The sequence below is a fragment of the Serratia odorifera genome (assembly GCF_041448735.1).
GTDB lineage: Bacteria > Pseudomonadota > Gammaproteobacteria > Enterobacterales > Enterobacteriaceae > Serratia_F > Serratia_F odorifera.
Map to the genome: position 1 here is coordinate 102,163 of NZ_JBGMUT010000002.1, position 19,071 is coordinate 121,233.

18 protein-coding genes are annotated in these 19,071 nt (G+C 58.9%); 12 read left to right on the top strand and 6 right to left on the bottom strand.

The window, feature by feature from the left end:
• Positions 1–52: 52 nt before the first annotated feature.
• From aroC to ACCC84_RS06700, 5 genes are all read left to right on the top strand, one after another.
• Positions 53–1,138, top strand: a complete 1,086-nt coding sequence (aroC, locus tag ACCC84_RS06680) for a chorismate synthase (protein ID WP_004960335.1) — start codon at positions 53–55, stop codon at positions 1,136–1,138.
• Between the two features lie 31 nt (positions 1,139–1,169).
• On the top strand, positions 1,170–1,997 hold the full coding sequence (gene mepA / locus ACCC84_RS06685; protein ID WP_004960337.1) for a penicillin-insensitive murein endopeptidase: 828 nt from the start codon (positions 1,170–1,172) through the stop codon (positions 1,995–1,997).
• A gap of 3 nt (positions 1,998–2,000) precedes the next feature.
• Positions 2,001–2,801, top strand: a complete 801-nt coding sequence (locus tag ACCC84_RS06690; protein ID WP_004960340.1) for a sulfite exporter TauE/SafE family protein — start codon at positions 2,001–2,003, stop codon at positions 2,799–2,801.
• Between the two features lie 65 nt (positions 2,802–2,866).
• Positions 2,867–3,424 carry an elongation factor P hydroxylase gene (locus ACCC84_RS06695; RefSeq protein WP_004960343.1) on the top strand — a complete coding sequence of 186 codons (558 nt, stop codon included), beginning with the start codon at positions 2,867–2,869 and terminating at the stop codon, positions 3,422–3,424.
• 31 nt (positions 3,425–3,455) lie between these two features.
• Entirely contained in the window at positions 3,456–3,737 is a 282-nt protein-coding gene (locus ACCC84_RS06700; RefSeq protein ID WP_004960346.1) for a YfcL family protein, read from the top strand.
• Positions 3,738–3,798: 61 nt separating this feature from the next.
• Here the strand turns inward: ACCC84_RS06700 and mnmC are convergent, their stop codons facing one another.
• A complete protein-coding gene (mnmC, locus tag ACCC84_RS06705; protein ID WP_371901678.1) occupies positions 3,799–5,820 on the bottom strand; it encodes a bifunctional tRNA (5-methylaminomethyl-2-thiouridine)(34)-methyltransferase MnmC2/FAD-dependent 5-carboxymethylaminomethyl-2-thiouridine(34) oxidoreductase MnmC1 in 2,022 nt (673 codons plus the stop codon).
• Positions 5,821–5,992: 172 nt separating this feature from the next.
• On the opposite strand from mnmC, the gene fabB reads away from it, so the two are divergent.
• Together fabB and ACCC84_RS06715 are read left to right on the top strand one after the other, a co-directional pair.
• On the top strand, positions 5,993–7,207 hold the full coding sequence (gene fabB / locus ACCC84_RS06710) for a beta-ketoacyl-ACP synthase I (protein WP_004960351.1): 1,215 nt from the start codon (positions 5,993–5,995) through the stop codon (positions 7,205–7,207).
• A 211-nt stretch (positions 7,208–7,418) separates the two neighbouring features.
• The gene (locus tag ACCC84_RS06715; protein ID WP_004960354.1) at positions 7,419–7,640 is read left to right on the top strand and encodes a putative periplasmic lipoprotein; all 222 of its coding nucleotides are present in this window, start codon (positions 7,419–7,421) and stop codon (positions 7,638–7,640) included.
• A gap of 117 nt (positions 7,641–7,757) precedes the next feature.
• Here ACCC84_RS06715 and apbE read toward each other — a convergent pair whose 3' ends face one another.
• The 3 genes from apbE to pdxR form a co-directional block, all read right to left on the bottom strand.
• Positions 7,758–8,789, bottom strand: a complete 1,032-nt coding sequence (apbE, locus tag ACCC84_RS06720) for an FAD:protein FMN transferase ApbE (protein WP_198773483.1) — start codon at positions 8,787–8,789, stop codon at positions 7,758–7,760.
• Positions 8,790–8,908: 119 nt separating this feature from the next.
• Entirely contained in the window at positions 8,909–10,138 is a 1,230-nt protein-coding gene (gene pepT / locus ACCC84_RS06725) for a peptidase T (protein ID WP_004960361.1), read from the bottom strand.
• A gap of 58 nt (positions 10,139–10,196) precedes the next feature.
• Positions 10,197–11,690 carry a MocR-like pyridoxine biosynthesis transcription factor PdxR gene (gene pdxR, locus ACCC84_RS06730; protein WP_004960364.1) on the bottom strand — a complete coding sequence of 498 codons (1,494 nt, stop codon included), beginning with the start codon at positions 11,688–11,690 and terminating at the stop codon, positions 10,197–10,199.
• Positions 11,691–11,727: 37 nt separating this feature from the next.
• Here pdxR and ACCC84_RS06735 point away from each other — a divergent pair, with 37 nt between their 5' ends.
• Entirely contained in the window at positions 11,728–12,183 is a 456-nt protein-coding gene (locus tag ACCC84_RS06735; protein ID WP_198773482.1) for a rhodanese-like domain-containing protein, read from the top strand.
• Between the two features lie 2 nt (positions 12,184–12,185).
• On the opposite strand, the gene flk is transcribed toward ACCC84_RS06735, so the two are convergent.
• On the bottom strand, positions 12,186–13,217 hold the full coding sequence (gene flk / locus ACCC84_RS06740; protein WP_371901679.1) for a flagella biosynthesis regulator Flk: 1,032 nt from the start codon (positions 13,215–13,217) through the stop codon (positions 12,186–12,188).
• Between the two features lie 192 nt (positions 13,218–13,409).
• Between flk and ACCC84_RS06745 the strand changes: the two genes are divergently transcribed.
• From ACCC84_RS06745 to ACCC84_RS06760, 4 genes are read left to right on the top strand one after another with little or no spacing between them, the layout of a single operon-like run.
• Positions 13,410–13,775, top strand: a complete 366-nt coding sequence (locus tag ACCC84_RS06745) for a hypothetical protein (RefSeq protein ID WP_004960372.1) — start codon at positions 13,410–13,412, stop codon at positions 13,773–13,775.
• Positions 13,776–13,824: 49 nt separating this feature from the next.
• Positions 13,825–15,861, top strand: a complete 2,037-nt coding sequence (locus ACCC84_RS06750) for a protein-disulfide reductase DsbD family protein (RefSeq protein WP_004960374.1) — start codon at positions 13,825–13,827, stop codon at positions 15,859–15,861.
• Positions 15,858–16,574, top strand: a complete 717-nt coding sequence (locus ACCC84_RS06755; RefSeq protein WP_004960379.1) for a DsbA family protein — start codon at positions 15,858–15,860, stop codon at positions 16,572–16,574. The genes ACCC84_RS06750 and ACCC84_RS06755 overlap by 4 nt, the downstream gene beginning before the upstream one ends.
• Positions 16,567–17,067, top strand: a complete 501-nt coding sequence (locus ACCC84_RS06760; RefSeq protein WP_004960383.1) for a protein disulfide oxidoreductase — start codon at positions 16,567–16,569, stop codon at positions 17,065–17,067. The genes ACCC84_RS06755 and ACCC84_RS06760 overlap by 8 nt, the downstream gene beginning before the upstream one ends.
• Before the next feature lie 480 nt (positions 17,068–17,547).
• Here the strand turns inward: ACCC84_RS06760 and ACCC84_RS06765 are convergent, their stop codons facing one another.
• A complete protein-coding gene (locus ACCC84_RS06765; RefSeq protein ID WP_004960389.1) occupies positions 17,548–19,068 on the bottom strand; it encodes a tripartite tricarboxylate transporter permease in 1,521 nt (506 codons plus the stop codon).
• Between the last annotated feature and the right edge of the window lie 3 nt (positions 19,069–19,071).

Here is a 19,071-nt window from a genome sequence, read left to right on the forward strand (position 1 = left end):
GAACCGCCCCTCGCCAGGCGGCGTGAAAGCGGCAGGGAAGTAAGGAGCCGTGATGGCAGGCAACAGTATTGGACAGTTATTCCGCGTCACTACATTCGGTGAATCGCACGGTGTGGCGCTGGGATGTATCGTTGACGGCGTGCCACCGGGCATTCCGCTGACCGAAGAAGATTTGCAGCATGACCTGGACCGCCGCCGTCCGGGCACCTCGCGCTATACCACCCAACGTCGCGAGCCGGATCGGGTGCGCATTCTTTCCGGCGTGTTCGACGGCGTCACCACCGGCACCAGCATTGGGCTGCTGATCGAAAATACCGACCAACGCTCGCAGGATTACGGTGCTATCAAGGATCTGTTCCGTCCGGGGCATGCGGATTATACCTATGAACAAAAATATGGCGTGCGCGACTATCGTGGCGGCGGCCGTTCTTCGGCACGAGAAACCGCGATGCGCGTGGCGGCAGGGGCGATCGCCAAAAAATACCTCGAACTGAAGTTTGGCGTAAAAGTTCGCGGCTATCTGGCGCAGATCGGTGACGTAACCTGCGAGCTGAAAGATTGGGAGCAGGTTGAGCAGAACCCGTTCTTCTGCCCGGACCCGGACAAGCTGGAAGCGTTGGACGAACTGATGCGCGCACTGAAGAAAGAGGGGGACTCCATCGGCGCCAAAGTCAGCGTAATGGCCGAAAACGTGCCTGTCGGCCTTGGCGAGCCGGTGTTTGACCGTCTGGATGCCGATCTGGCGCATGCGCTAATGAGCATCAACGCGGTGAAAGGCGTCGAAATCGGCGACGGGTTTGCCGTGGTCAGCAAGCGCGGCAGTGAAAACCGCGATGAAATTACCCCGCAAGGCTTCCAGAGCAACCATGCCGGCGGCATCCTCGGCGGCATCAGCAGCGGTCAACCGGTTATCGCGCATCTGGCGTTGAAACCCACCTCCAGCATTATGGTGCCGGGCCGCACCATCAACCGCCAGGGTGAAGCGGTCGAAATGGTGACTCGCGGTCGCCACGATCCCTGTGTCGGTATCCGGGCGGTGCCGATCGCCGAGGCGATGATGGCGATCGTGCTGATGGACCATCTGCTGCGCCAGCGGGCGCAAAACGGTGACGTGGTGTCCGACGTACCGCGTTGGTAACACGGGATTTCGCAATCGGGTGACGATAACAATGAAAAAATGGATGTTGGGCCTGGCGGCCCTGATGGCATCGGGGTCCGCGCTGGCCTTGACACCGTGGCAGCAAATCTCGCATCCGGTGGCCGGTTCGGCGCAGGCGATCGGCGGCTTTGCCAATGGGTGCATTATCGGCGCGCAGCCGTTGCCGTTGAACGCGGCGGATTATCAGGTCATGCGTCAGGACCAGCGACGTTATTTCGGTCACCCGGATCTGCTGGCGTTTATCCAGCGTCTCGGTAATCAGGCCAGCCAGCAACGGCTGGGCACGGTATTGATCGGCGACATGGCGATGCCGGCCGGCGGGCGCTTCAGCAGCGGCCATGCCAGCCATCAGTCGGGACTGGACGTCGATATCTGGCTGCAATTGCCACGCCAGCGCTGGAGTTCGCAGCAACTGCTCAAACCGCAACCGATCGATTTGGTGAGCGGTGACGGCAAGCGCGTACGCGACAGCCAGTGGCAGCCGCAAATCGCCTCGTTGATTAAACTGGCGGCGCAGGACAGAGAAGTGACGCGCATCTTCGTCAACCCGGCGATCAAGCAGCGGTTGTGCGACGACGCGGGCAGCGATCGCGCCTGGCTGCACAAAGTGCGTCCGTGGTTCGGCCATCGTGCGCATATGCACGTGCGCTTGAGTTGCCCGCCGGACAGTCTGGAATGCAAGGATCAGGATCCGCCACCGGCCGGAGATGGCTGCGGCGCTGAATTAGCCAGTTGGTTCGAGCCGCATCAGCCGAGCGCGAAGCCGGGTAAACCGGTAGTGCCGCCGTTGCCGCCGTCTTGTCAGGCGTTGTTGGATAATCATTTCGCTGCGGAATAAAAAATGGATTGGTTTATGGTCGGCCCCGAAATGCTCGGGGCGTTGTTTGCCGTGGCATTACTGGCAGGGTTTATTGACTCCATCGCCGGCGGTGGCGGTCTGCTGACCGTACCGGTGTTGCTGGCGGTGGGGGTTCCCCCGGCGGAAGCGCTGGCCACCAATAAATTGCAGTCGGTGGGCGGGTCGTTCTCCGCCAGTTTGTATTTCATCCGCCGCAAAGCGGTCAATCTGAACGATCAGAAACTGACCATTCTGCTGACGCTGCTCGGTTCGATAGCGGGCGCGATCCTGGTACAGCATATGCGTGCCGATCTGCTGCGCCAGATGTTGCCACTGTTGGTGATTGGCATCGGGCTGTATTTCCTGCTGACGCCACGTTTGGGGGAAAGCGATCGTCAGCGCCGCCTGAGTGCGCTGCCGTTTGGGCTGGTGGCGGGCGGCTGCGTCGGTTTTTACGACGGCTTTTTCGGCCCTGGCGCCGGCTCGTTCTACGCGCTGGCTTACGTCACGCTGTGTGGTTTCAATCTGGCGAAATCCACCGCACATGCCAAAGTGCTTAATTTCACCTCCAACTTCGGCAGCCTGATATTTTTTATCATGGGCGGCAAAGTACTGTGGGGGATCGGCCTGGTGATGCTGGTCGGGCAGGTGCTGGGCGCGCGCATTGGCGCACATATGGTACTGACGCGCGGGCAGAAGCTGATTCGGCCAATGATCGTTATCGTTTCGCTGATTATGAGCCTGAAATTGCTGTACGATAATCACGGCGTGGAAATCCAGCGCTGGTTGTCGATGCATTTTTAACAAGCCAAAACAGCACTGAAGTGGAATAATTACCACTCTATTTTTGTGGTTATCGGGTTTTACCTATGTCAGACGTACAAAACACACACCAATATACTGACCTGATTGATATTTTTAACCGCTGTTTCAGCGACGATTATCAAACGCGCCTGGTCAAGGGCGACGATGAGCCGATCTATCTGCCGGCGGACCAGCAGTTGCCGTATCACCGTATCGTATTTGCCCACGGCTTTTACGCCAGCGGCCTGCACGAGATTTCCCACTGGTGTATTGCCGGTGACGAGCGGCGCAAACAGGTGGATTTCGGCTATTGGTATTGCCCTGATGGGCGCGACGCGCAGACGCAAAGCGAATTTGAAGCGGTAGAAGTCAAGCCACAGGCATTGGAATGGATGTTCTGCGTCGCCGCAGGCTTTCCGTTCAACGTCAGCTGCGACAATCTGAACGGTGATTGCGAGCCGGATCGGATCGCGTTCCAGCGAAAAGTGCGTCAACGGGTGCTGGAACTGCTGGAAAAAGGCATACCCACACGACCGGCGCGCTTTATTCAGGCGTTACAATCGTTTTACAATACGCCACCGCTGGTGGCAGAGCATTTTCCGTATCCGGAAGATCTCAACTGATGTTGCCGCTTTAATTTAATGAGGAAAAGCAATGATCGCTGAATTCGAAGCGCGCATTTTGGCGCTGATTGATGACATGGTAGACCACGCCAGTGACGATGAACTGTTTGCCGGTGGCTACCTGCGCGGTCATCTGACCCTGGCGGTGGCTGAAGCGGAAGAAAACGGTGAGCATAGCGCCGAAGGGCTGAAAGTCCGGGTGGAGCACAGCCTGCACCAGGCGATTCGTGCCGGTGAGCTTTCGCCACCGGATCAGGCGCTGGTTGAAGGCATGTGGGAAAACCTGTACCAGACCGCGCTGGCCAACGCCTGACCGGCGCTTTCCTCTCATGCCCGGTCTGCCAGGGCGTGAGAGGAAGGGGAGACAATAGCCCTTATACCGGACGCCCCTTCAGTAATTTTCTCACCCACATGCGGTTTGGATTCAACGCCGCCAGCACGTCACCCTCACCCGGCAACGGTTCGCCAAACATCTGCGCCACCAGAATCTCCGCCGCCAGCGGTGCGGAACACAATCCCCGTGAACCCAAAGCGCCCAGCATAAACAGATTTGGGTAGCTCGGTGCTTCGGCAATACTTTCTGCGCGTTGGCGCTGGCGTTGCAAATGCTGATACTGGGTCAGCGTTTGCGCATAATCCGGCACCGCGCCGATCATTGGCAAATGATCGCGTGACGCGCAGCGTACCCCGCAACGTGCCTGTCGATCGCTGACGTCTACCTGTTGCGTCCAGCTTTGTTCGGGCAGACAGCGCAGCAGACGTGCGCGATTTTCCTGTTGTTCCGTTTCACGATAGTCGCTGGCAGTGTCGCCGCGTTGATAACTGGCGCCGATGCAATGTTGCTGATTACGCGGGTTCAGCGGTGTCAGATAGCCCTCATAACACAGTACCTGTTTCAATTGACCGAGCGCTGGCGCAGTGGGGATATGCGACACCTGTCCACGTACGGCGACAACCGGCAGCGCGGCGGTAAACGGCAAATTGGGCAGTTGATGACCGTTGGCCAGGATCACGCTGGCATGCTGCGACGTCACGCCGTTACCGAAGGCCAGTTGCCAGCCGACGCTGGACGGCGTCAGACCGTCGAGCCGGTGGCGATAGTGACACACCAGCCCCTGCTGCTCGGCAAAGGCAATGGCGTTGCGGGTCAGTTCGGCCGGGCACAGCCAGCCGCCTTGCGGATAGTTGATACCGGCAAACCCGCTATCCACGCCGCACAATGCGCTGAGCGTGGCGCGGTCGGCGGCAAATGCCAGTGCGTCTGGCCACTCGGTCGCCAGCATGTTGGCGATTTTGCCGGCGCTTTTGTCGTCATAGCCCAACTGGGTGACGCCGCACCAGTGATGATCGAATTCAATGCCCTGTTTGGCCAGCATGTCATACAGTCGGCGTGCGAATGGGAAAGCGGCGCTGAAAAAACGCTCCAGTGGGTCATTGCGGCCATTGAGCAATGGGTACAGCGCACCCTGGCGATTGCCGGAGGCACCTGCCGCCGGCGCGTCGTCGGCGCAGTACAGCGTGACCCTGGCACCGCGGCGCAGCAGGGCCAGCGCGATGAGGGCGCTGGCGATGCCGCCGCCGATCAGCGCAACGTCGTCGACCCTTGCGGCTGCGGGGCGACTGTACCAGGGCGTCGGGTTGCTGGCGGAGGGCGTTTCGGCCGCCAGTGTGCCGATCAGCATTTCGCGTTTTTGGCCAAAGCCCTTGCTGCGCGTCACTTCAAACCCGGCCTGTTGCAAACCGCGGCGCACAAACCCGGCGGCGGTGAACGTGGCAAAACTGCCCTGCGGGCGGGCAAAACGCGCCATGGCATCAAACAGTTGCTCGCTCCACATCTCCGGGTTTTTGGCCGGCGCGAAGCCATCAAGGAACCAGGCGTCTACCTGATTGTCCATGCTGTGGTCAAAATGCGGCAGCAGCGCGTTGACGTCGCCAAACCACAGATCGAGCGTAACGCGGCCGTCGGCCAGCAGCAGCCGGTGACAGCCGGGCAACGGCAGCGGCCACTGGGCGCGCAATTGCTCGGCATACGGCGCCAACTCCGGCCAGCGCGCGTGTGCCGCGGCGAGATCCGCCGGTTGCAGCGGGAACTTTTCAAAACTGATGAAGTGCAGACGTTGCAGCGTGGCGTCCGGCGCGGCGCGGTGGAAGCGGTCGAATGCCTGCCACAGCGTCAGGAAATTAAGCCCGGTGCCAAAGCCGGTTTCCGCAACGATAAACAGCGCGCGCGGGTGCTCGGCGAAACGGGCAGGCAGCCGATTGCCGTTAAGAAAGACGTAACGGGTTTCTTCCAGCCCATCCTGATTGGAAAAATAGACGTCATCAAACTGTTTCGAAACAGGTGTACCTTGTTCGTTCCAGGATAATGCGGCGGTTTGGATGGGGGCGTGGCTCACGGTCAGTTGCTCATAATTCAAGGGGGTGACGCGATTCTAACGGCGCTGGCGCTGCGGCGCAAACTGGATCAGAATTACACTGAAAAACGCTGATCGGACTTGTTCGGCGTACAACTGTACGCTAGAGTGCGATGCAAAATCCCGAAAGCAACAATTGTGGAAGAGGTATTGAATGAAACGTGCAGTGATTACTGGCCTGGGAATCGTCTCCAGCATTGGTAACAACCAGCAGGAGGTCCTGGCGAGCCTGCGGGAAGGACGTTCTGGGATCACTTTCTCCCAGGAACTGAAAGATTCCGGCATGCGTAGTCACGTATGGGGTGATGTTAAACTGGACACGACCGGTCTTATCGATCGTAAAGTGATGCGCTTCATGAGCGATGCGTCAGTTTATGCCTTTCTTTCCATGGAAGAAGCCATCAAGGATTCCGGCCTGGCCGCCGATCAGGTTTCTAACGAACGCACCGGCCTGGTAGTAGGTTCTGGCGGTGGTTCGCCACGTAACCAGGTTGCCGGTTCCGACGGTATGCGCGCCAAGGGGCTGCGCGGCGTGGGGCCGTATATGGTGACCAAGGCCATGGCATCCGGCGTTTCTGCCTGTCTGGCGACGCCGTTCAAAATCCGTGGCGTTAACTACTCGATCAGCTCTGCCTGCGCCACTTCGGCACACTGTATCGGCCATGCGGTTGAACTGATTCAACTGGGCAAGCAGGACGTGGTGTTTGCCGGCGGCGGTGAAGAACTGTGCTGGGAAATGGCTTGTGAGTTCGATGCGATGGGCGCACTGTCCACCAGCTACAACGACACGCCAGAAAAAGCCTCCCGTACCTACGACGCAGCGCGTGACGGTTTCGTCATCGCCGGCGGCGGCGGCATGGTAGTGGTTGAAGAACTGGAACACGCTCTGGCGCGCGGTGCGCATATCTATGCGGAAATCGTCGGCTATGGCGCGACCTCCGATGGCGCCGACATGGTTGCTCCATCAGGCGAAGGCGCGGTGCGTTGCATGCGCATGGCAATGCAGGATCTGGACACGCCGATCGATTACATCAATGTACACGGCACCTCTACGCCGGTTGGCGATGTCAAGGAACTGGGCGCGATCCGTGAAGTGTTCGGCGACACCACCCCGGCCATCTCGTCCACCAAGGCGATGACCGGTCACTCGCTGGGTGCGGCAGGCGTGCAGGAAGCCATCTACAGCCTGTTGATGGTTGAGCATGGCTTTATTGCGCCTAGCATCAACATCGATAATCTGGACGAAAAAGCGGCTGGCATGGACATCGTGACTCAGCCAACCGAGCGTGCGCTGACTACCGTCATGTCTAACAGCTTCGGTTTTGGTGGTACCAACGCCACGCTGGTGATGCGTAAACTGGCTAAATAAGCCGTTACAGCATCAATTGCCGATCAAGCCCGCGATAACGCGGGCTTTTTACTTTTCCCCCCCGTTGGCGGGCGGTTCAGAGTTTTCCCAAATCACCGCGCTAGCCACATCATCGATTCGTTCCCGTCATATTTGCGCATACAATAGGCAGGTAGCGTGATTATCGCTCGGCGTAGCGTTTACTAGTGATCGAACATTGAGGCAAAAAAGTATGAAAAAGTTAATTGCGGTTGGGTTACTGTCGGCCGTTTTGGCCGGTTGCGCCACCAACTCACCGTGCGTCCCGGTTTATGACGATCAGGGGCGACTGGTGCATACCAACACCTGCATGAAGGGCACCACGCAGGACAACTGGGAAACCGCGGGCGCAATCGCCGGTGGTGCCGCGGCCGTTGCCGGTCTGACGCTGGGTATTATTGCGTTGACCAAATAAGGGCTGTCAGCAGCGTTCAATCCGGCATCGCAGGATTGAACGCTGCGTTATCGCCACCGCGGCATGTCCATCGTTGCCAAAAAGCGAGATAGACGGCGCGCCAGGCGATATACCAGACTACTGCACCAGGAACGCCTTGAACTGCGGCGTCATCACGGCAGTGAAGCCGTTATCGGTTTTACCGATCAAATACACCGCCAGACCTTTCTCTTGCGCCAGTTTCAGCGCTTTTTCCGTTCCCAGTACCATCAAGCCGGTATCCCAGCCGTCGGCTTCCAGCGCGGTCGGTGCAATCACCGTGGCTGACACCAGTTGATGAACGATTGGCCGGCCGGTAGTCGGATCGATGACGTGCGAATAACGCTGGCCTTTCTGCTCGAAATAGTTGCGGTAACTGCCGGCGGTACTGATGCCGTAACCGTGCAAGTCCACCAGCGCCTGCACCGCGTTTTCGCGATCGGTCGGCTTCTGGATCGCCACCCGCCACGGCTTACCCTGGCCGTTCACCCCGCGAGACGATACCGCACCACCCACGGACACCAGATAATTGGTAATGCCCTTGCGCGCCATCAATTTGACCAACTGGTCAACGCCGTAGCCTTCGCCGAGAGTGGAAAGGTCAACGTAGAGATCCGGCAAATCCTTTTGCAGCCATTCGCCGCGCTGGTCAGCGATCAGTTTCAGGTGTTGCAGCCCGATGTCGTTCTTCGCCGCATCGATTTGCCGTTGGTTGGGGATGGTTACCGGTCGCTTGTCCGGGCCGAAGCCCCACAGATTCACCAGCGGGCCGACGGTGATATCCATTGCGCCGCCGGTGTCACGGCCGATACGCTGGGCGGTGAGAATGATGTCGGCCATCCCTCGGGGGATCGGCTGAGGCTCGGCGCTGCGTGACTGGTTAAAGCGCGACAGCACCGAATTGGCACGATAGGTGGAGATGTCGTCGTTGGCCTGTTCCAGCAGGGCGTCGATTTCCTGTTGCAACTGTTGGCGGCTTTCGCTCAACTGACCGCTGATTTTGACGCTGTAAAATGTACCCATCGTTTTGCCGTCAATATCGAGCTGCGGGCGGGTTTCGGTGTCGTTACAGGCAGTCAGCAGGCCAAATGCGACGCTCAATAACAGGCCTTTGGCAAAAAAGTTGGCCATCGGAAAATCCTTTAACGTAAACAAGGGCGCTACAAATAGAGCAAAGCATGGCAAATGAAAAGGGCTGGCGGCAAAAAATGTCTTTTGGCATCACCAGCGGTGCCGCCGAGCGTCCTGGACTACCTGGCTGCCAGCAGGCAAATGCTGCGGGTGACCTGATAGGATTTCACGAACGCGTTGACCGGCAGGAATTCGAAGCGCGAATGGAAATTGTGTGCACCGGTAAAGTAGTTCGGCGTCAGCACGCCACGGCTGGACAGCGCCGCGCCGTCGGTACCGCCGCGCATCGGGATCACCTTGGGCGGGATGCCGTGGGCCGCCAACGCGCCAAAAATCAGGTTTATCGCCCGTTTATCCTCGCCAATCGAATTGCTGATGTTGCTGTAGATATCGCTAACGGCACAGCTGACTTTGGCGCGCGGGTAATTGGCCGCCACCTGCTGTACTACTGCGGCGAGTTTCGCTTTGCGGGCGTTGAAGGCGATTAAATCAAAGTCGCGGATCGAGACTTTCAGCGTGGCGTGGTTGGCATTGGCGGTAATATCGTTGAACCAGAAATAGCCTTCGCGGCCGTCGGTATGCTCCGGCGTGTCTTTGCTGTCAAAGTGATTGATGATGTCGGTTGCGACGCGGATCGGGTTAATCAGCACGTTTTTGGCCGACATCGGGTGGGCCGGGACCCCTTCGATATCAATCACCGCCGCGGCGGCATTAAAGTTCTCATACACCACTTCACCCAGTTCACAGCAGTCTATGGTATAGGCGAAATCCACTTCAAATCGCGCCAGATCCAACGCCTTGGCACCGCGCAGACCGATCTCCTCGTCGGGCACAAACGCCACCACGATATCGCCGTGACGATCGGCGCTGGTCAGATTTGCCAGTAGCGTCATCACTACCGTCACCGCAGCCTTATTGTCGGCACCCAGCACGCTGGTGCCGTCGCTGAAAATGATCTGCTGATCGCGATAGGGCAGAATTTCAGGGTGTTCGGCGGTACGCAGCCAGATGTCCTGCGTGGCGTTGAGGCACAAATCGTCACCGGTGAAGCGCAGCACCTGCGGGTGAATGTCCGGCGACAGGCCGACATCCACGGTATCAATATGCGTAATGAAACCGATGCGCGGCGCGCCGGGCTGATTGCCGGGTTTGCGCGCGGTCACGGTGGCATGCTGGTCGATCTGCACCTGTTCCAACCCCAGTTGCGTCAGTTCTTCCGCCAGCAGCTGCGCCATATGATGCTGACCCGGGCTGCTCGGCAAGGTGGTTGCGGCGGCATCGCTCTGGCTGGAAATGGCCAGATAACGGAAAAAACGTTCGGTCAGTTGGTCGGCAATGGCACGGGTCATGAGAGGTCCTCGCTGTGGATGTATTATGGTTTTAAAGCGAAACGGCGGCGTTGTCCATTCAATCGCGGGGCTTGAGCCGTGCCAGCCGCTCAACCGCGTTACTGATTTCCCCCGGAGTCAGGGCAGCAAAGCCCAGCAGCCAGCCGTCTCGTCGGTTTGACGGACTGGCGTACAGCTCCGCCAGCCCAGGCGCGATCGCACCGGCTTGCTGCGCCTGGCGGCTCAGGTCGGCTTCTTGCCCGGTCGGTAGCCAGACGCACAGCTGCAACCCGCCAGGCGTGGGTTGCGGCACGGCAAAGTGCACCCAGTGCCGCTGAATCTGCTGTTGCAGACAATCGCGACGGCTACGGTACAGCTGACGCATATAGCGAATATGGGCAGCGAAGTGGCCTTGACGGATAAATTCGGCGGTCGTCGCTTGCGCCAACTGGGCGCAGTGGCCGTCATAAACCGTACGTGCGGTGACGAAGGCATCCACCAGCGCCGGCGGTAGCACCAGATACGCCAGCCGCAGCGAAGGGAACAGCGCTTTGGAAAAGGTTCCGAGATACAACACGTTGCCATGACGATCCAGACCTTGCATGGCGGGCATCGGCTGGCCGTCGTAATGAAACTCGCTGTCGTAGTCGTCCTCGACGATCCACGTCTGCTGCCGTTGCGCCAATGCCAGCAGGGCCAGCCTGCGTTCCAGACTGAGCGCCACGCCGGTCGGGTAGTGGTGCGACGGCGTCAGATAGATCAGGCGCGGCGTCGGTAACCCCGGCGACGGCGCGAGTCCGGCATCGTCAACCGCCACGGGTATCAATTGCGCCCCTGCGCTGACAAAGGCGTTACGCGCCCCGGCATAGCCGGGTTCTTCCATCCACACCCGATCGCCGGCGTCGAGCAGCAGAGTGGCGATCAGCTGCAACGCCTGCTGAGAACTGGTCAGTACCACCACCTGCCGTGCATCGCAGTTCACGCCGCGGGTTTGACTGACGTGACCGGCAATGGCTTCACGCAGCGGCAGATAGCCTTGCGGATCGCCATAGCGCAGCAGTTTTTCGCCATGCAATCGCAGCTGCTGAGCACTGAGCTGCTGCCACAGTTTCAGCGGAAAGGCGCGCAGGTCGGGCGAACCGGCGGCGAAAGGCAGCGGTTGTTGCGGATCGCGACAGCCACCGGTGTGGAGAATCTGCTCGCCGCGCTGCGATAGTCGAGGGCGACGGTGCGGCAGCCGGGAGGGGGGCGACCGGGTGACGGTAATCGCCACAAAGGTGCCCTGGCCGACGCGGCGTTGCAAATAACCTTCGGCTTCCAGTTGCCCATAGGCCGCTTCGGCGGTAACGCGTGAAATGCCTAAATCGGCGGCCAGCAGGCGCGAGGAGGGCAAGCGCTGGCCGCTGACCAGCGTACCGCCATGAATGGCGCGGCGTAGCGTGCTGCACACCCGATCGCGCAGGGTGGTGGCGGCCTGTTGCGGCTGTTGGAACAGCGTAAGCAGCGTTTGCGGCATAATCGGTCTTGTCCAGATGACGAAATGGGTATCAATTATAAGACCAAATTCGGGCATGATTGTCACCTGACGATACCGACAACAGGATAACGCAATGGTACAGGATTCACAGGTTTTAGCCTTTCCGGCGGCCGATCCGGCCGACAGTCTGGCCTATTTGACGGCCAAGCTCGGCTATTACGCCGATGCATGGGATGTAGCAGAAGATTTACGCCAGGCGATTGATAGTATCGTGGTGATTGATACCCGCTCGGCACAGCAATATGCCGCCGGGCATATCCCCGGTGCGATCAGTTTTCCGCATCGGTTGATGGATGAGGTCAGTACCCGGCAGTTGTCACGTGACAAGGTATATGTCACCTATTGCGACGGTATTGGCTGCAACGGCTCCACCAAGGGGGCTTATAAGCTGGCCAGGCACGGTTTCAGGGTTAAGGAGCTGATTGGCGGGCTGGACTTCTGGTTGCGCGACGGCCATCCGTTGGCCATCGGTGAGTCCAGCGGTTCGTTGCTGGATTGGGCGGCGCCGCAAGATTGCGGCTGCGGCTGAAGTTAAAACATCATCGCCAGCACCAGCAGCAGCACCACGATCAGTGCGGCAAATGCCAGCATGCGTTTACCGAGCGCCGCTTGCCACGGTTGCGGTAGCGCAGCGATCAACGGGTTGAGCAACGGCGTTGGTGAGTCGTTGTGAATGGCCGGTGCGGCACCGGCTTTTTCCAGCCGGCGGGCAAACAGCTGGTTAATCAGGTTGTTGATCTGCGTGTGGGTCAGCGGGGCGTTAGCAACGCAGTGAAAGCGCGACTGGCAATAGTCGAACAGCTGCTGCTGCTCTTGCGGGTCCGCCGGCTGTTTTAGCAGTGCCAGCAGGTTGTTCAGCGTTGGTGCGCTTTGCGAGCTGAGCGCCACCCTGGCCTGCAGGTATTGGCTGAGCAGTTGGAAATGCCGTGCCGGCAGTGGCTCACTGGTTTTAACGCCGGTCAAATCAAGCAGGCTCTGCCAGATTTTCGCCGGTGATTCGCCGGTGGCGGCGCTGAGCCGGGTAACCTGCTGTTGCAGGTTTTGGTGCTCGGCCGGCAACAGTGGACGATCGCTGGTGGCACTCTGCTGTGGATGCGGAATGGTCAGTTCGCCGGTTTGCAGCAGGTTAAACACCTGTTGCAGCTGTTCATGGCTAAGCTTGCTCAGCACGGTATGACCAAATTGCTGGCGAATGAAGTCGCTGACCGCCTGGCGATTATTGCCCTGCGGCAGCAGTTCGGTGAGCTGCTGCAACAGCTGGCGATTGGCATGACTGCGCTGCGCCTGATCCAGACGATTCTGCAACAGCCGTTCAGCCGGTTCAAAGTGGCGAGCCTGCAACTCCTGGTTGGCCGCAGGGCGGTTTGCCCCAAGATCGTGGCGCAGCGTGGCCCATATTTCGGCCGATTTTGCCGGACTGAGCGCCATGATTTTCACGATCAGTTTTTCCAGCCGGGTGCGTTGTGCCGGCGAGAGTGGCTGATCGTCAGCGGCAGTGGTTTTTCCCCCGGTCGGAGGACGATCGGAAACGTTGTGAGTACCGGGGCCACTCAAAGGTTGCATATCACCCGTCCTTCGCTGTGCAGAAATAAAGTCAAACCCGGCGAAAAGCACAGGTGCAAGAAAACGTACGCTGCCTATGATACCTGTTAATTGATGCCATCAATACCGTCTGTCAGACATTTCTTTACAGGCAAAACGTTGCGAATAATTCCGTTGCCACTAAGATAAGCGCATTACCGAACCGAGGATGCGATGTTCAAACGGCAACGAATTGCAAAATGGTTTTTATGCCTGGCTTGCCTGGTGGTGCTGACCTGCATCACTCAGCGCATGGCGGGCTTGCATGCGTTGCAAATCATGCTTGGCGTTCCCACGGTAAGCGCCGCAGCCAGCAGCGATGATCATGCCGAAGCGCCGGGGAGTTCGCCGTGCGAGCTGAGCGCCAAGTCGTTGTTGGCCGCGCCGCCGGTGATGTTTGAAACCGTGCTGCTAGGGCTGGGTCTGTTACTGGCATTGCTGGCTCCGACGCTCTCCGCCCGGCTGCGCATTCCGCCTCCGCGCGCCATTTCCCCGCCGACCCTCAGGGTACATCTCCGATTATGCGTGTTCCGTGAATGAGCCGATCGCCCGTTTTGGACGATTACTGACTCATTGATGGAGAAACAACATGTTGAATATCATCAGACTGGCCGTGGCCTGTCTGTTACTGCTGTGGCTGCCTGCCGCTCAGGCGGCGGACAGCGGCTGGCTGCAAAATCCGACCAACGATCATGCTAAAGTGCGGCTGCGGGCCGATACTTCGCAAGCTGGCGAAACTCGCCTGCTGCTGTCGGTCGAACTGCAAAACGGCTGGAAAACCTATTGGCGTTCGCCCGGCGAGGGCGGCATTGCGCCGGCAATCCGTTGGCAAGGCAATCCGCCGCCGGCCAAATGGTACTGGCCGACGCCGCAACGGTTTGACGTTGCCGGGATTTCCACCCAGGGCTATCACCAGCAGGTCAGCCTGCCGATCGTCATGCAGGGTGAGGTTCCCACCCGGCTGGCGGGGACGCTGACGCTTTCCACCTGCAGCAACGTCTGCATTCTGACCGACTATCCGTTTAGCCTCGATATGAGTGCGCCAAACGATGCGCAGTTCAACCATGACTTTGCCCAGGCGATGGGGCAGGTGCCGATTGAGCGCGGCCTGGCGGAAAACCTGCGCGCCGGTTACCAGAACGGTGAGCTGCAGATCGGCGCCGAACGTAGCACAGGCTGGCAACAGCCGGCGCTGTTCTTCGACAGCCTGGACGACGTCGATATCGGTAAACCGAGCATCAGCAGCGACGGTACGCAACTGCTGGCGCGAGTGCCGGTCAGCGACGGCTGGGGTGATAGCGCCCCCGATCTGCGAGGCAAAACCCTGACGCTGGTGATCGGCGACGGCGGCGTCGCGCAGCAGGCAACGCTGACCATCGGCGAACCGTTGGCCGCTGCCGATTCGGCCGCTTTCCCGTTGTGGCAGGCGGTGTTGATGGCATTGGTCGGCGGCTTGATCCTGAACCTGATGCCGTGCGTGCTGCCGGTACTGGGCATCAAGCTGAGCGCTATCTTGCAGGTGGAGCAACGTGACCGACGCAGCGTGCGGATGCAGTTTTTGCTTTCCAGCGCCGGCATTGTGGCGTCGTTTATGGCGTTGGCGCTATTGATGACCGTGCTGCGGCTGAGCAACCATGCGCTTGGCTGGGGCATCCAGTTTCAGAACCCGTGGTTTATCGGTTTTATGGTGCTGATTACGCTGTTGTTCAGTGCCAATCTGTTTGGCCTGTTTCATCTGCAGCTCTCCTCCGGCCTCAATACCCGCCTGGCGACGCAGGGCGGGCAGGGGATGAGCGGGCATTTCTGGCAGGGGGCCTTTGCCACGCTGCTGGCGACGCCGTGCTCTGCACCGTTCCTTGGCACGGCGGTCGCGTTTGCGCTGGCCGCGCCGCTGCCGGTGCTGTGGGGCATGTTTGTGGCGCTGGGCGTCGGGATGAGCCTGCCGTGGCTGATGATTGCCGCCTGGCCGGCATTGGCGCTGCGCCTGCCGCGTCCGGGCCGCTGGATGAATACGCTACGCCTGGTTCTCGGCCTGCTGATGTTGGCCTCTTCGCTGTGGCTGCTTAGCCTGATGACCAACCATATTGGCGCCGTGCCGACCTGGATTATTGCCGCTGTGCTGTTGTGCTGTTTGTTGCTGGCGGTCTGGTATCGACACGGTGCGCGGCTGGCGGCCATGGTCAGTGCCGGCGTGCTGGTGTTGGCCGGCGTGGCGCTGTTGGCCGGTTCGCTGAGCGCCTCGCTGTGGCGGCAGCCGCTGGTGGATCGCATCAACTGGCAACCCTTGTCGGAACAGGCGATCGAGCAGGCGTTGGCGCAGCATAAACGGGTGTTCGTGGACGTTACCGCAGACTGGTGTGTGACCTGTAAAGCCAATAAATTCAATGTGCTGCTGCGTGATGACGTGCAACAGGCGCTGAGCGCCGATGACGTGGTGGCGCTGCGCGGCGACTGGAGCCGTCCTTCTGCGGAGATTACCGCTTTCCTGCAACGTCGCGGCAGTGTCGCCGTGCCGTTTAACCAGATTTATGGCCCAGCTAAGCCAAACGGTACGGTGCTGTCAGCATTATTGACCCGCGATGCCGTGTTACAAACCCTTAGTGCCGCTCAAGGAACTGAAAAATGAAAAAATTACTGATTGTATTGATGATGCTGGTTTCGCCGGTGTGGGCCGCTGCGCCGTTTACCCCTGAACAGGAGGCGCGCATCAAGGAGATTGTGCGTGAAACCATGGTATCCAACCCGGATATATTGGCACAGGCGGTGGATGCCTGGCAGCAGCAGACCGCCAGCCAGCAGGTCAGTCAGGTTATCGCGGCCAATGCCAAAACGCTGTATGACGATCCGGCCAGCCCGCGCATGGGGGCGAAAAACGCCAAACTGACGCTGGTGACCTTTACCGATTACAACTGCCCTTACTGCAAACGCTTTGATCCGATGCTGGAGAAAATCGTCAAGCAGTATCCGCAGGTGGCGCTGGTGGTGAAACTACTGCCGTTCAAGGGGGAAAGTTCGGTCAGTTCGGCGCGTATTGCGCTGACCGCCTGGCAACAGCACCCGGAACAGTTCTGGGCGCTGCACCAGCGGCTGATGGCGAAAAAGGGTTTCCACGACGATGCCAGCATCGCCGCCGCGCAGCAGAAGACCAACGTCAAGCCGGTTGCGCCAAGCGATCGCAGCATGGAAACGTTGCGTACCAACATGCAGTTGGCGGAACAGTTGGGAGTACAGGGAACGCCTGCCACGCTGATCGGCGATCGGATGCTGGCGGGAGCGGTCTCGTATCAAGAACTTGAAAGCATGGTGAAGCAACAGCTGGCGAAGGCGAACAATGGCTAGGTTAAAGCGCTGGGCGCGCGAAATACTGTTGTTACTGCTGATAACTGGCGGCATCGTGTGGCTGATGGATACGCTGCGCGCGCCGCAGGCACCGGACGCTTTCGCTGAGCAGCAGTTAGCCACGCTCGATGGTTCGGCGGTTTCGCTGGCACAACTCAGCCAGCAACGGCCATTGCTGGTCTATTTTTGGGCTTCGTGGTGTGGTGTCTGCCGTTACACCACCCCCAGCGTGGCCAAACTGGCAGCGCTGGGTGACAACGTGCTGAGCGTGGCGTTGCGTTCCGGTGACGATGTGCAGGTTGCCGAATGGCTGGCGGGCAAGCGATTATCGCTACCGGTAGTCAATGACCCGAACGGGGCGTTGGCGGCGCAGTGGCAGATTGGCGTCACGCCGACCTTGGTCATCATTGATAAGGGCAAGGTGGTGCAGAGCACCACCGGTTGGACCAGCTACTGGGGGATGAAACTGCGCCTGTGGTGGGCGGCCTGGTAGCTGGTCACATCAGGAGAGCGAAGGTCGTCGATATAAGAACACACGATAAAAATCTAATTTATTGCTTGTGTTGAAATTAAATGACCTTGGCTCTCCATTTTAAATATCTTCCGATACTGTTATGACAGTATCGGGCTTTTTATACGATTGCCGCTGTTCCCCTGAGAAATATGAATGCCCTTTTCCTTATTCATTTCATTGTCAGACGGGGATTTTTGGGGCGGTGGCGATTTGCTATTTCTTTATGATGATAAAGACAGGAAGGAAAGCATTGTTCCTACCAAGAACAAGTGATGCGTATGGTTTTTTATGACGTCACACGTGAAAAATAGAATTGGCAGTCGGGTTTGTTTTATTTATCAATTTTATTTTTCCTGATTTTGAACGCCTTATTTGCTGCATATATAAAATTATTTACCTAAAGCAAACGATAAAAAAGGGGCCGGATAATCCGGCCCCAGGTGTCAATGCCGCTAATGCTTACTCGACCTTGGCTGCTTCTACCGTATGGCTGCGGCGCTTGCGCAGTTTACGCAGGATTGGTGGCAGCACCAGCACCGCCACCGCCAGCACCAGCAGGCATTGCGCGATAGAACTGCCCCACAGAATGCCGAACTCGCCGTTGCTGATCGACAGTGCGCGACGCAGGTTCTGCTCCAGCATTTCCCCCAGTACGAAGCCGAGGATCAGCGGTGACATCGGGAAGTGCATTTTCCGCAAGATGTAACCGAATATCCCCAGTCCGACCATTAACAGCAGATCAAAGGTGGTGCTGTGCACCGCGTAGACGCCAACCGCCGATACCGCCGCAATGGCCGGCACCAGGAACCATAACGGAATGGTCAGCATGCGGGTGAACAAACCAATCAATGGAATGTTCATGATTAACAGCATCACGTTGGCAATCAGCAGCGCGGCAATCAGCCCCCAGACGATGTCTGGTTGCTCGGTGAACATCGCCGGCCCCGGCGTGATGTTGTACAGCGTCAGTGCGCCCATCATCACCGCGGTGGTGCCGGAACCGGGTACGCCCAGCGTCAGCATTGGAATGAACGATCCGCAGGCCGAAGCGTTGTTGGCCGCCTCTGGTGCCGCAACGCCGCGAATATCGCCCTTGCCGAAGGTATCGCTGTTGCCGCTGATTTTTTTCTCGGTCATATAGGTCAGGGCGCTGGCGATGGTGGCGCCGGCACCGGGCAAAATGCCGACGAAGAAGCCGACCACCGATGAACGCAGGGTTGGACCGACGCACTGCGCCGCTTCCTGGCGATTAAACAGCAGACGGCCGGTCTTGCGTACCAGTTTCTGGCCGGTGCTGGTGCTTTCCAGCATCAACAGAATTTCACTGACCGAGAACAGGCCGATCACCACCACGATAAACTGAATGCCATCGGAGAGGTGCACGCTGTCAAAGGTAAAGCGGTAAACGCCGGTGTTGGCATCCACGCCAACCGTTGCCAGACCCAACCCGATCAGCGCCGCCAACAGCGACTTCAGCGGGTTCTGGCTCATCATGCTGCCCAGACAGGCAATGGCGAACACCATCAGCGCGAAGTATTCCGCTGGACCAAATGCCAGTGACCAGCGTGCCAGCAGCGGGGCAAACAGGATAATGCCGCCGATGGCGATCATTGAGCCGACGAACGAACTGACCGCCGAGATTGACAGCGCCACGCCGGCGCGCCCTTGCTGCGCCATCGGGTAGCCGTCCAGCGCGGTCATGATCGCCGCAGCATCACCCGGCACGTTAAGTAATATTGAAGAGATGCGTCCGCCGTATTCACAGCCGATATACACCGTCGCCAGCAAAATCAGTGCCGATTCAGCCGGCAACTTCAGCGCGAAGGCTAACGGCAGCAGGATCGCCACGCCGTTGATCGGCCCCAACCCCGGCAACAGGCCGACGATGGTGCCGACAAAACAGCCGATCAGGGCGATCACCAGGTTCTGCGGTATTAATGCTACCTCGAACCCTTGAGATAAATACATCCAGGTTTCCATTAT